Below are 11,745 nucleotides of genomic sequence, written 5' to 3'. Positions count from 1 at the left end.
CTCCGACTAATCTGGATCAATCAAAGGAGGAAGTCGCGATGGCTCACACGTTCGAGATCTACAAAGACAAGGCCGACGAATTCCGCGTGCGATTCAAGTACAACAGCGAGATCATGTTCTCGACTGAAGGGTATGCGAACAAGGCTGACGCCAAGAACGCTATCGACTCGATCAAGAAGAACGGACCGGACGCCGAGGTCGTGGACAATAGCTGATTTTCGGGTACCGGTTCAGCCACACTGAACCGGTACTAAGCTTTGGCGGCGGCGTAAGCGGCGTCGCTGGCCAGCTTATCGGCGCGTTCATTGTCGGGGTGTCCGGCATGACCCTTCACCCACATCCATTCGACGCGGTGGGGTGCGGCGGCGTCGATCAGCGCCTGCCATAGATCGGCGTTCTTGACCGGTTTCTTGTCGGAGGTCTTCCAGCCGTTCTTGCGCCAGCCGTGGATCCATTTGGTCAGCCCGTCCATCACGTAGCGGCTGTCGGTCGACAGCGTCACGCGGCACGGGCGTTTGAGCGCGTTGAGCCCCTCGATCGCCGCCATCAGCTCCATGCGATTGTTGGTGGTGAGCTTCTCGCCGCCCGACAATTCCTTTTCACGGACACCCATGCGGATCAGCACGCCCCAGCCGCCCGGCCCGGGATTACCTTTGCACGCGCCATCGGTGGCGATTTCGACATGGCTTAATTCGGTCATGCCAGCGACTTGAAATCGCGCACGAAACCGGGATCGTAGACCTTGAGCCGGCGCCAGTAAGCGAGCGGATCCTTGCGCGTCACCATCGCATCGGCCGGCGTGTTGAGCCAGTCCCACGCCCGGCTGAGGAAGAAGCGGATGCAGGCCCCGGCGGCAAAGCCGGGCAGCGCCGAACGCTCCCCGTCGCTCAGCGGCAGCGTGCGGTGATAGCCGCGGATCAGCGCCTCGCCGATCGCCGGATGATGTGTCATCCCGCTGGCGTCGAACGACCAGGCGGTGTGCATGACCGCGAGATCATAGATGCGCGCATCGCTGCACGCGAAATAGAAGTCGATCAGTCCCGTGACGTCGCTGCCGCGCATCAGGACGTTATCGGGGAACAAATCGGCGTGGATCGTGCCTTGCGGAAAACGGTCGCCTTGCCAGCCGCTCACGACGCGATCGACCATGGCGCCGGCCTCGGCATGGAGATTGGCCGCCATGTCGTCGAGCGATCGTCCGCAGTGATCGAACAAAGGCTGCCAGGTGCGAACGCCCATCGAATTGTCGCGGACCTGGGCAAAGTCGGTCAGGCTGGCATGCATCCGCCCCATCGCCGCGCCCGCAGCCTCGGCCTGCGCCGCAGTCGGATGGCTGACCGAAACGCCGGGCAGAAACCTGATCAGACACGCCGGACGCCCTTCGAGCGTTTGCAGCGCTTCGCCATGGCGATCCTTGATCGCCGGCGGCACAGGGTTGCCGCGATCGGCGAGATGGTCGAGCAAGGCCATGAAATAGGGCAGATCGCCGGCCTCGACGCGCTTTTCGTAGAGTGTCAGGATGAAGCGGCCGTTGGTCGTGTCGACCAGATAGTTGGAATTCTCGACACCCTCGGCGATGCCTTTCGCCGAGACGAGCTCGCCGACATCGTAGCGCAGGAGGAATTCCTCCAGCGCCTCGGCCGAAACATGCGTGTAGACCGCCATCCTACGCCGTCATGCCAGCGAAAGCTGGGATCTCATGAAGTGACAGACTGCGCGAGACCCCAGCTCGCGCTGGGGTGACGATGGCGATCACGCGGCCGCCTCTAGCCCGCGCGGGAGCTTGAACGAGATCGTCTCCTGCATCGTCTCGACTTCGCGCTCGGTTACATCGAACCGTTCGGCGAGCAGATCGATCAGTTCGCGCACTAACTGCTCGGGCGCCGACGCGCCGGCGGTGATGCCCAACGTGCCGATGCCGTCGAGAAATGCCCAGTCGAGATCGCTCGCGCGCTGGATCAATCGAGCCGGGATGCCCTGGCGCTCCGCCACCTCGACCAGCCGCAACGAGTTGGACGAATTGGGCGCGCCGAGCACCAACACCGCGTCGCACGCATTGGCGATCGCCTTGATCGCGGCCTGACGGTTGGAGGTCGCGTAACAGATATCCTCGCCGCGCGGCGCCAGGATAGCGGGGAATTTGGCCTGGAGCGCGGCGACCACTTCGGCAGTGTCGTCGACCGACAGGGTCGTCTGGGTCAGGAACGACAGCGTCGCGGGATCGTGCGGCTCGAACGTCGCCACATCGGCGACCGTCTCGATCAACGTCATCGATCCTGCGGGCACCTGGCCGAACGTGCCGATCACTTCGGGATGGCCGGCATGGCCGATGAACACGATGTGCCGGCCCGAGGCGACCAGCCGTTCGGCCTGGCGGTGTACTTTGCTGACCAAAGGGCAGGTCGCATCGAGATAGGACAAGCCGCGCTCGGCCGCCTTGGCCGGTACCGCCTTGGGTACGCCATGCGCGCTGAACACCACGGGGACGCCATCGGGAACCTCGTCGAGCTCCTCGACGAAGATTGCGCCCTTGGCCCGCAGGGTGTCGACGACGAACTTGTTGTGGACGATCTCGTGCCGGACATAGACGGGGGCGCCGTATTTCTCGATCGCCAGTTCGACGATGCGGATCGCACGATCGACGCCCGCGCAGAAACCGCGCGGCGCCGCGATCAGCAGCTCGAGAGCTTTTTTCGGGGCGGAAGCCATGGCCGGCGCTCTACGCGATTGCTCGGCTGAGGCAAAGGCGGTTTGAGGAGCGATCCGTTGTCGAAATGGCCGGACGGCAAACCCATCATTGCTTTTTTCGCCCACGACGCCCATATAGTGAGGGCTATCGTCGCAGGCGACGGAAACCGACGCTTCCGAGCCGACTCTTCCCTTTCTCGCTTCTAGCTCCGCGTGCACGAGCGTGCGGACAATCTACTGTCCTTGAAAGGGATATCTCATGCCGATCGGCAAAGTAAAATTCTTCAATACCGACAAAGGCTATGGCTTCATTTCGCCGGAAGGCGGCGGCAATGACAGCTTCGTCCATATCAGCGCGGTCGAACGCGCCGGCATGACGACGCTCCAGGCCGACCAGCGCGTGTCATACGACATCGAGAACGACCAGCGCGGCAAGTCGTCGGCCGTGAACCTTCAGGCGGTCTGACCTGACCGGGCTGCGCGGGTGACTCCGGCGGGACAGATCGCTGAGACCTGTTCGGCCAGTCTTGCGCGCCGCTCGAAGGTTACCTGCTTGTGCCGCCGGCGCGATCCTATCGCTCCGGCGGCATAGCGTTTTCCGTTGCGTTCGATCCGTGCCGCCTTCGGGGCTTGGCGCGATCGGCATCGCCGGCCGGGCGATTTTCACGCGACGTTTATCGATCGCACGGGCCCGCAATCTGGCGCCCGCGAGGTCCCTCAGGAGTATAGTCATGTCGAGAACCCCCGTTCGCCCCTTCCTTGTGGCCAAAGACGAGGAGGGTGTGTTCCGCGTGACCGTGCGGACGACGCGGTTCAATTCGCAGGGCTATCCGCTCGTCTCGAGCGAAGTGCTGCAGGATGCGTTCAAGACGCAGACCGCCGCGCGCACGTTCGTCCGCGAAACCTATCGCGTCGAGTCCAGCGACATCGCCAGCAAATAGGCGCGACTTCTCGCCCTGTCGCGGGTCGTCGACGAAACGCGCGCGCGCCTGTTGCCGCGCTCGGGTTGCGACCCTATGGTGACGGCTGCTTTATGTGAGGGTCAGGGGCCATGGCGCGTGCCGCGGCCCCTTCCCGTGTCGAAAAGGTCTGCCGTTCGTGTCACCCCGCTTTCTTGCCGCTCCGATCGCTCTAATGCTGGTGCTCGGCGGCTGTGCCAGCCGTGGCGAACTCGACATTTCCGAATCGGGTGCAGGTGTTACCGCGGTCCGCACGCCGTGCCCGACGGTCGGCGTGCCGGGGGGGACCGGTGATCTCACCACGTTCGACCCCGCGACCAGCCGCGACGCCACCGCGATCGACGTGGTCGCGGCGATGACCGACGTGCGCTCGACCTGCAACAATGACGGTGAGAGCACTCAGGTCGTCACCAACATCACCTTCACCGTACTCGCGCGGCGGGCCCGCGCCGATGGCGCGCGCGACGTGACCCTGCCCTATTTCGTCACCGTGGTTCAGGGCGGCAATGCCGTCGTGGCCAAGCATGTCGGCCGCGTCGTCGTCCATTTCGATGCCGGCCAGACGCGGGCAAGCGTCAATGGATCGGCCACCGCCAGCGTCGACCGCTCGGCGGCGACGCTGCCGGATGAGGTCAAGCGCCGCATCACCGAAAAGCGCAAGGCCGGCAAGGAATCCGCCGCGGTCGATCCGCTGAGCGCGCCCGACGTCCGCAACGCCGTATTGCGCGCGACGTTCGAGGCGCTGGTCGGTTTCCAGCTGACCGACGACCAACTGAAGTACAACGCGACGCGCTAATTCGTATCGCGGTGCCAGCCCGCTMCCGCGCGGCAGCGCGAACAAAAACGCGCGATTGACTCGGTTGCTGCACCGCGTCACAGCATTGCTCTAGTCGCTGACGACGCGGGAGAGCGCAGGGAGACCTGCCGCCGAAGGAGCAACCGCCCCGGAATCTCTCAGGCAAACGGACCGCGTTTGTCGACAGCGACGCTCTGGAAAGCGTGCGGGGGCGATGCATCCGTGCCACCGAAGGGGTAAGCTGCGCCGTCAGGCGTGGTGAAAGCTCTCAGGTTCCGTGACAGAGGGGGCGGCGGATATTCGGTCCTCACGGGCCGTTGTCGCGCCGTCATCTGTTATCGGGAGACCTGGGGTGAGCGACGAAGCCGAAACCGAGATCGAACTGCAGACGCTCCCGCTCGATGCCTGGCATCGCGCCCGCGGCGGGCGGATGGTGCCGTTCGCCGGCTATCACATGCCGGTCCAGTATGAAGGCATCATGGCCGAGCATCTGTGGGTGCGCGAATCAGCCGGGCTGTTCGACGTCAGCCATATGGGCCAGCTGCTGCTGTCGGGCGACAATCTCGACGACGAGCTGGAGAAGCTGATCCCCGCCGACGTGAAGGGCGTGACGCTCGGCCAGCAGAAATATTCGCTGCTGCTCGCCGAAAATGGCGGCATCCTCGACGATCTGATGTTCAGCCGCTGGCCGGGCGGCATCTACATGGTCGTCAACGGCGCGGTGAAATACGAGGATATCGCCCATCTGCGCGAGCATCTGCCCGACGAGATCACCATCAACCATCTCGACGACCGTGCGCTGCTCGCGTTGCAGGGACCCAAGGCGTTCGACGTCCTCAAGCGCCACACGACCGGCGACTATCCGCTCGACGTCCTGGTGTTCATGAAAGGCGGCCGGTTCGAGATCGCGGGCGTCGACGCTTATATCAGCCGCTCGGGCTATACCGGCGAGGACGGGTTCGAAATCTCGATCCCGGCCGATGCGGCGGAAAAGATCGCCGATCTGCTCTGCGGCGAACCCGAGGTGAAGCCGATCGGCCTGGGCGCGCGTGATTCGCTGCGGCTCGAAGCCGATCTGCCGCTCTACGGCCACGACCTCGATCCCGAGACGACGCCACTGATGGCGGCGCTCGGCTTCGCGGTCGCCAGCAAGCGCCGCCGCGAGGAAGCCAATTACCCCGGCGCCGCGCGCATCCTGCTCGAACGCGAGCAGGGGCCGGTAGTGAAGCGCGTCGGCCTGCTGGTCGAGGGGCGCCAGCCGGTCCGCGAAGGCGCCGCGGTGCTCGACGCCGACGGTTCGGAAGTCGGCAAGGTCACCTCGGGCGGCTTCGCCCCCACGCTCGGCGCGCCGATCGCGATGGCCTATGTGCCCGCCGCGATGGCGGAAGTCGGCACCCGCATCCAACTCAACCAGCGCGGCAAGGTCCATGAAGCGACCGTCGCCGCGATGCCCTTCGTTCCCCACCGCTACGTCAGAGGAAGCAAATAATGCGCTACTTCACCGAAGATCATGAATGGGTCGATGTCGATGGCGATATCGGCACCGTCGGTATCACCGATTATGCCCAGGGCCAGCTGGGCGACATCGTGTTCGTCGACGTCCCCGAAGAGGGCAAGGCCGTCACCAAGGGCGACGAGGCCGCGGTGGTCGAATCGGTCAAGGCCGCGTCGGACGTCTATTCGCCGGTTTCCGGAACGGTCATCGAGGGCAATGCCGAGCTCGCCGACAATCCCGGGCTGGTCAACGAGGACGCCGATGGCGAGGGCTGGTTCTTCAAGCTGACCCTGAGCGATCCGAGCGAACTCGAAGGCCTGATGGACGAAGCGAAGTACGACGCGTTCGTCGCGAAGCTGTGATTTCAGGCGTCGCCCCGGCGGAGGCCGGGGCCGCTTCGTGATGGAGCGCGCCGGCCAAAACCTAGCGGCCCCGGCCTCCGCCGGGGCGACGGGAAACTGAATGCGCTACCTGCCCCTGACCCAGCCCGATCGAGAGGCGATGCTCGCCACGATCGGCGCCAAGACGATCGATGACCTGTTCGTCGACGTGCCTGCGATCGCCCAGCTCGACGGGCCGATCCGCGATCTGCCGATGCATGCCTCGGAACTGGCGGTCGAACGCCACATGACCAGGTTGGCGAAGAAGAATCTCGCGGCGGGCGACGCGCCGTTCTTCCTCGGCTGCGGGGCGTATCGCCATCACGTGCCGGCCTCGGTCGATCACCTGATCCAGCGCGGCGAGTTCCTGACCGCCTATACGCCGTACCAGCCCGAGATCGCGCAGGGCACGCTGCAGATGCTGTTCGAGTTCCAGACGCAGGTCGCGCGCCTGCTCGGGACCGATGTCGCCAATGCCTCGATGTACGACGGCTCGACCGCGTGCTGGGAAGCGATCGGCATGGCGCGGCGCATCACCAAGCGCGGCAAGGCGATCCTGTCGGGCGGGCTCCACCCGCATTACGTCTCGGTCGCCAAGACGATGGCCAAATATACCGGCGATCATCTCGAAACATCGTTGCCGACGCTGTCCGCGGACACCGATATCGATAGCCTGATCGCGGCAATCGACGACGATACGTCGTGCGTCGTAGTGCAATATCCCGACATTCTCGGCCGCATCGCCGACCTCCGCCCGCTGGCCGATGCGGCGCACGCCAAGAAGGCGCTGCTGATTGCGGTGGTGACCGAGCCGGTCGCGCTCGGCGCGCTCAAGTCGCCGGGCGAGATGGATGCCGACATCGTCGTGGGCGAAGGCCAGTCGATCGGCGTCGGACTGCAATTCGGCGGCCCTTATGTCGGCCTGATGGGCTGCAAGGACAAATATATCCGCCAGATGCCGGGGCGCTTCTGCGGCGAGACCGTCGATGCCGAGGGCAAGCGCGGTTTCGTGCTGACGCTCTCGACCCGCGAGCAGCATATTCGCCGCGAGAAGGCGACGTCGAACATCTGCACCAATAGCGGGCTCTGCGCGCTGGCTTTCTCGATCCACATGACCTTGCTCGGCGAAGCGGGTTTGCGCGCACTCGCTGTGACCAACCATGCCGGCGCGGTCGCCGCGGCGGAGCGGCTGGCCAAGGTGCCGGGGGTCGAGCTGGTCAATGACGGTTTCTTCAACGAATTCACGCTCAAGCTGTCCAAGGAAGCCCGACCGATCGTTCGCGCGTTGGCCGACAACGGCATCCTGGCCGGCGTGTCGCTCGGGCGGCTCTACCCGGACGTCGCCGATCTCGCCAACGGGCTGGTCGTTGCGGTCACCGAAACCACCACTACGGAGGACGTCGAGACGCTTGCCTCCGCGCTCGAGGAGGCGCTGGCATGAGCAATATCAACCAGAGCGGCTGGCGCCCGACCACGCCTGAAGCTGGTCAAGGATCGAGCGGGACCTTCACCGGCAACCGCGCGCTGATGCTCGAAGAGGCGCTGATCTTCGAGATCGGCTCGACCGAGACGACCGGTGTCGAAGTCGCCGAGCCGGCCAAGGTCGCCTCGCGGCTGGGCGGACTTGAGCGCAGCGCGCCGATCGGCCTGCCGGGCCTGTCCGAGCCCGAAGCGGTGCGGCATTATACCCGGCTCAGTCGCCAGAATTACGCGATCGATCTCGGCCTGTTTCCGCTCGGATCGTGCACGATGAAGCACAATCCGCGCTTGAACGAGAAGATGGCGCGGCTGCCCGGTTTCGCTGACGTCCATCCGCTCCAGCCGGTCGATACCGTGCAGGGCGCGCTAGGCGTGATCAACGAACTCGCGGTATGGCTGATCGAGCTCACCGGCATGCACGGCGTCGCAATGACTCCCAAGGCGGGCGCGCATGGCGAATTGTGCGGCATCCTGTGCATCAAGGCCGCGCTCGAAGCGAAGGGCGAGGGGCACCGCAAGGTCATCCTGGTTCCCGAATCGGCGCACGGTACCAACCCGGCCACCGCCGCGTTCGCCGGCTATGCCGTCGAGGACATTCCCGCGACCGCCGAAGGCCGCGTCGATGTCGAGGCGCTCAAGGCGCGGCTGGGCCCCGATGTCGCTGGCGTGATGATCACCAACCCCAATACCTGCGGCTTGTTCGAGCGCGAGATGAAGACGATCTCGGACGCGGTTCACGCGGCCGGCGGGTTCGTCTATTGCGACGGCGCCAATTTCAACGCGATCGTCGGGCGGGTGCGTCCGGGCGACCTCGGCATCGATGCGATGCATATCAACCTGCACAAGACCTTCTCGACCCCGCATGGCGGCGGTGGACCGGGCTCCGGGCCGGTGGTGTTGTCGGAGGCATTGTCGCCTTACGGGCCCTTGCCGTTCACCGAGCGCCATGCCGACGGGCACATCACGCTGGTCGAGGAGGAAACCGTCGGCGACCGCCATCCGCACAGCTTCGGACGGATGTGCGCGTTCAATGGCCAGATGGGGATGTTCACCCGCGCGCTGACCTATATCCTCAGCCACGGTGCCGACGGCCTGCGCCAGGTCGCCGAGGATTCGGTGCTCAACGCCAATTACATCCTGCGCAGCCTGGAAGACACGCTCGACGCGCCGTTCGCAGCCTCCGGCCCGTGCATGCACGAGGCGATCTTCTCCGACGACGGCCTGCCCGAGGGGTTCTCGACGATCGACATCGCCAAGGGGCTGATCGACGAGGGCTATCATCCGATGACGATGTACTTCCCGCTCGTCGTCCATGGCGCGATGCTGGTCGAACCGACCGAGACCGAATCGAAGGCGGCGCTCGATCAGTTCATCGGCGCGCTGCGCTCGGTGGCGGAGCGGGCCAAGGCGGGTGACGAGTCGCTACGTTCGGCGCCGCATTTCGCCCCGCGCCGCCGCCTCGACGAGACGCTCGCGGCGCGCAAGCCGGTGCTGGTGTGGAAGGATCCGGAGCTGGCGCAAGCGGCCGAATAGGGCTAGCGCGAGAGTGAGTTAGGTTGCTATGACAGTCTCCGGGGTTTCTCGGGGACTGTCATGCAGCAGCAACAGCTTATCAGTTACGCCGTCACCACAGTCGTCGTTGTAGCATTGCTGGCATTCCGCTTGCGGCGGATGAGCCAATTGCGCCGATTGCGGCTGGAGACGCTCTGGATCGTTCCGGCGATCTATCTGATCTTCGCCGGGGTGATGTTCTATCAGTTTCCGCCGACGGCGATCGGCTGGGCAATCAGCGCCGCGGCCTTGCTCGCCGGCGCCGCGATCGGCTGGCAGCGCGGCAAGATGATGCAGATCCACGTCGATCCCGAAACGCATGTGCTCAACCAGAAGGCGTCACCTGCGGCGATGATCTTCATCGTCGTCCTGATCGCGGTGCGCATGAGCGCCAAGACCATTCTGGCGAGCGGGGTGGGGAACGGCTTTCACATCAGCGCGATGCTGGTCACCGATGTGCTGATCGCCTTGGCCCTGGGGCTGTTCGCGGCCACGCGGCTGGAGATGTTCGTGCGTGCCCGCCAGATGCTCGACGAGGTGCGCGGGGCTCGGGCCTAAGCCGCGCCTAGTCCGCGATCGCCTCGCGCACCTGCGGGTGGCGTGCGACGCGGTGCTCGCGCCAGACGATGTACAGGCCGCTGGCGACGATCACCGGCGCGCCGACCCAGGTCCATGGGGTCGGCAGCATGCCGAACAATACCCAGCCATAGAGTGTCGCCCAGATCAGGCTCGAATAGTCCATCGGCATCACCGCGGAGACCGGCGCGTATTTGAGCGCGGCGGTGAAGGCGATCTGGCCGAGCCCGCCGACCAGGCCCATCGCGATCAATACCGCGAAGGTCGTGGCGTCGTGGCCATGCGCGTAGAACGGATAGATCAGCGTCAGCGGCACCATCGACAGCGACGAGAACCAGAACACCGTCGTGACCGGCGCGTCGACCTTGCCGATCTGGCGGAGCTGGATCGCGACCAGCGCGACGAACACCGCCGAGGTGAGCCCGACCAGTGCGCCGCCGATCGGGAAATGCCCGCTGCCCGGTTGGGTGACGATCAGCACGCCGAGGAACCCGGCGGCCACCGCGCCCCAGCGATGCCAGCCGGTCGGTTCCTTGAGCACCAGCGCGCCCAATATTGTCGCGAAGATCGGGACGGTGAAGGCCAGGGTGGTTGCCTCGGCCAGCGGCAGCAACAGTATCGCGCCGAAGTTGAATACCATGCCGGTCAGTCCGACCGTGGCGCGGATCACCTGACCGCGCACCGCGCGCGACTGCACCGCGCCCAGGCCCGGGCCCGGGCCCGCGACCATCATATAGGCGAGCACTACCGGCACGGCGGCGCCCTGACGGAAGAACATGATCTCGGCGAGGTTGGCGCCACGCGTCTCGGCGACCTTGATCAGCGCGGACAGGCTGGACAGCAGGAACACCGCGAGCAGCCGCATCGCGATGCCCAGCATCACGCGATCGTTATTTTCCTGCGCCGCTGCCCCCATATCATTGCCATGCGCCGCGCCGTCGCGCAGCACAAGGCGGCGGTCAGGGCTTGGCTGCGACGGTTTGGACCATGAAAGCGGTGAAATTATCTGCTCGGGCGTCGGGCAATGCGTCGATTCCCTGCAGCAACGCGAGACCTGCGCCACACTCGGCTTTGTCGGGCAGTGATGTTCCTGCCAGCAGCTTATCGACGTCGTCCTGATTCGACCTAACCTGCGCCGCTCTCGACATGATCGCCTTGACGTCCTCTACGCCCGGCTTGGCCACGGTGCGCTTTACCGATTGGTCCCGTCCGGCTGCCGCGGTCGTCCAGGTCTTGATCTGAAACTCCGTCATCGCCGTCTTAACCGCCGACGTGGCTTTGGGCAGGTTGATGACGCCAGTGGTGAAATAGGCAGCGCACGAGGCGGCATCGTCGATCTGCAACGCCTGCAGCGCCGCGATTTCCGATTTGCGATAGTCGGACAGCGACGCATGCGGGGCCTCTCCGATTTCGCCAAGGTGCCGCTTCATCGCCGCGAGCAGATAGGCGCGTCCGCCGCTGACGATATCCTGTTTGCTCTGGAATTCGGCGCCGCGCCGCGCGAGCTCATTGGTCAGACCGTCGAATTCGCTCGGATAGGTTTTCTGTAGCGTCTTGAAGAGCGGACCACTCTGCGGATCGTTCAGCAGCTGTGACTGTGCCGCCAACGGCGTCATCGGTGGCAGGCCGCCAAAAATCCCAGCCAGTCCACCGCACATCTTCAGGACGAAGGCGCCGCCGATAAGGATCATCGCCACGGCACCGTATTTGACGCCCTGATAGCCGTCAGACCGCTCGTTATAGCTCATAGAGTCCCCCCTTGCCCCGCAACAGCGTAAGGGACGCACTGGCCTTTCGGCAAGAGCAGGCGCTTGGACCGGG

At 65.0% G+C, this 11,745-nt stretch carries 14 protein-coding genes and 2 riboswitches; of the genes, 9 read left to right on the top strand and 5 right to left on the bottom strand.

From position 1 onward, the window contains the following. Window positions 1-38: 38 nt before the first annotated feature. Complete coding sequence (locus AC1DRD_RS09425) at window positions 39-215, top strand: YegP family protein (RefSeq protein WP_478033022.1); 177 nt, start codon at window positions 39-41, stop codon at window positions 213-215. A gap of 35 nt (window positions 216-250) precedes the next feature. Here the strand turns inward: AC1DRD_RS09425 and rnhA are convergent, their stop codons facing one another. The 3 genes from rnhA to ispH all read right to left on the bottom strand — a co-directional run bounded on the left by rnhA (window position 251) and on the right by ispH (window position 2,709). Next, window positions 251-700: a ribonuclease HI gene (gene rnhA / locus AC1DRD_RS09420; RefSeq protein WP_478041176.1), complete on the bottom strand. Its 450-nt coding sequence runs from the start codon at window positions 698-700 to the stop codon at window positions 251-253. Then, entirely contained in the window at window positions 697-1,665 is a 969-nt protein-coding gene (gene thrB, locus AC1DRD_RS09415; protein WP_478041175.1) for a homoserine kinase, read from the bottom strand. The genes rnhA and thrB overlap by 4 nt, the downstream gene beginning before the upstream one ends. A gap of 87 nt (window positions 1,666-1,752) precedes the next feature. After that, complete coding sequence (ispH, locus tag AC1DRD_RS09410) at window positions 1,753-2,709, bottom strand: 4-hydroxy-3-methylbut-2-enyl diphosphate reductase (protein ID WP_478041174.1); 957 nt, start codon at window positions 2,707-2,709, stop codon at window positions 1,753-1,755. Between the two features lie 238 nt (window positions 2,710-2,947). Between ispH and AC1DRD_RS09405 the strand changes: the two genes are divergently transcribed. From AC1DRD_RS09405 to AC1DRD_RS09370, 8 genes are all read left to right on the top strand, one after another. After that, entirely contained in the window at window positions 2,948-3,154 is a 207-nt protein-coding gene (locus tag AC1DRD_RS09405) for a cold-shock protein (protein WP_478033017.1), read from the top strand. Window positions 3,155-3,419: 265 nt separating this feature from the next. Next, window positions 3,420-3,629 carry a hypothetical protein gene (locus tag AC1DRD_RS09400; protein WP_066809068.1) on the top strand — a complete coding sequence of 70 codons (210 nt, stop codon included), beginning with the start codon at window positions 3,420-3,422 and terminating at the stop codon, window positions 3,627-3,629. Between the two features lie 193 nt (window positions 3,630-3,822). Then, window positions 3,823-4,443 (top strand): hypothetical protein, encoded by a 621-nt coding sequence (locus AC1DRD_RS09395; RefSeq protein ID WP_478041217.1) that lies wholly within the window; start codon window positions 3,823-3,825, stop codon window positions 4,441-4,443. 96 nt (window positions 4,444-4,539) lie between these two features. After that, window positions 4,540-4,627, top strand: a riboswitch (glycine riboswitch). After that, a riboswitch (glycine riboswitch) is annotated at window positions 4,628-4,737 on the top strand. It abuts the riboswitch before it with no gap. Between the two features lie 58 nt (window positions 4,738-4,795). Then, window positions 4,796-5,932, top strand: coding sequence for a glycine cleavage system aminomethyltransferase GcvT (gcvT, locus tag AC1DRD_RS09390; RefSeq protein ID WP_478041173.1), 1,137 nt, complete (start codon window positions 4,796-4,798; stop codon window positions 5,930-5,932). Continuing rightward, entirely contained in the window at window positions 5,929-6,300 is a 372-nt protein-coding gene (gcvH, locus tag AC1DRD_RS09385) for a glycine cleavage system protein GcvH (RefSeq protein ID WP_478031541.1), read from the top strand. Before gcvT ends, gcvH begins: the two co-directional genes overlap by 4 nt. Before the next feature lie 100 nt (window positions 6,301-6,400). Beyond that, window positions 6,401-7,759 carry an aminomethyl-transferring glycine dehydrogenase subunit GcvPA gene (gene gcvPA / locus AC1DRD_RS09380; RefSeq protein ID WP_478031387.1) on the top strand — a complete coding sequence of 453 codons (1,359 nt, stop codon included), beginning with the start codon at window positions 6,401-6,403 and terminating at the stop codon, window positions 7,757-7,759. After that, complete coding sequence (gene gcvPB, locus AC1DRD_RS09375; RefSeq protein ID WP_478031388.1) at window positions 7,756-9,330, top strand: aminomethyl-transferring glycine dehydrogenase subunit GcvPB; 1,575 nt, start codon at window positions 7,756-7,758, stop codon at window positions 9,328-9,330. Before gcvPA ends, gcvPB begins: the two co-directional genes overlap by 4 nt. A gap of 60 nt (window positions 9,331-9,390) precedes the next feature. Further along, the gene (locus tag AC1DRD_RS09370) at window positions 9,391-9,906 is read left to right on the top strand and encodes a CcdC protein domain-containing protein (RefSeq protein ID WP_478031389.1); all 516 of its coding nucleotides are present in this window, start codon (window positions 9,391-9,393) and stop codon (window positions 9,904-9,906) included. A gap of 7 nt (window positions 9,907-9,913) precedes the next feature. On the opposite strand, the gene AC1DRD_RS09365 is transcribed toward AC1DRD_RS09370, so the two are convergent. Both AC1DRD_RS09365 and AC1DRD_RS09360 read right to left on the bottom strand, forming a co-directional pair. After that, complete coding sequence (locus tag AC1DRD_RS09365) at window positions 9,914-10,873, bottom strand: DMT family transporter (protein ID WP_478031391.1); 960 nt, start codon at window positions 10,871-10,873, stop codon at window positions 9,914-9,916. 10 nt (window positions 10,874-10,883) lie between these two features. Beyond that, window positions 10,884-11,672, bottom strand: coding sequence for a hypothetical protein (locus tag AC1DRD_RS09360; RefSeq protein ID WP_478031392.1), 789 nt, complete (start codon window positions 11,670-11,672; stop codon window positions 10,884-10,886). Between the last annotated feature and the right edge of the window lie 73 nt (window positions 11,673-11,745).

The sequence above is a fragment of the Sphingomonas sp. P4_G2 genome (assembly GCF_056401155.1).
This window is presented reverse-complemented; position numbering and strand designations above follow the sequence as displayed.

Coding starts and splice junctions, on each gene's coding strand:
- AC1DRD_RS09425 (WP_478033022.1), top strand. CDS start 39: ATGGCTCACACGTTCGAGATCTACAAAGACAAGGCCGACGAATTCCGC.
- rnhA (WP_478041176.1), bottom strand. CDS start 700: ATGACCGAATTAAGCCATGTCGAAATCGCCACCGATGGCGCGTGCAAA.
- thrB (WP_478041175.1), bottom strand. CDS start 1,665: ATGGCGGTCTACACGCATGTTTCGGCCGAGGCGCTGGAGGAATTCCTC.
- ispH (WP_478041174.1), bottom strand. CDS start 2,709: ATGGCTTCCGCCCCGAAAAAAGCTCTCGAGCTGCTGATCGCGGCGCCG.
- AC1DRD_RS09405 (WP_478033017.1), top strand. CDS start 2,948: ATGCCGATCGGCAAAGTAAAATTCTTCAATACCGACAAAGGCTATGGC.
- AC1DRD_RS09400 (WP_066809068.1), top strand. CDS start 3,420: ATGTCGAGAACCCCCGTTCGCCCCTTCCTTGTGGCCAAAGACGAGGAG.
- AC1DRD_RS09395 (WP_478041217.1), top strand. CDS start 3,823: ATGCTGGTGCTCGGCGGCTGTGCCAGCCGTGGCGAACTCGACATTTCC.
- gcvPA (WP_478031387.1), top strand. CDS start 6,401: ATGCGCTACCTGCCCCTGACCCAGCCCGATCGAGAGGCGATGCTCGCC.
- gcvPB (WP_478031388.1), top strand. CDS start 7,756: ATGAGCAATATCAACCAGAGCGGCTGGCGCCCGACCACGCCTGAAGCT.
- AC1DRD_RS09370 (WP_478031389.1), top strand. CDS start 9,391: ATGCAGCAGCAACAGCTTATCAGTTACGCCGTCACCACAGTCGTCGTT.
- AC1DRD_RS09360 (WP_478031392.1), bottom strand. CDS start 11,672: ATGAGCTATAACGAGCGGTCTGACGGCTATCAGGGCGTCAAATACGGT.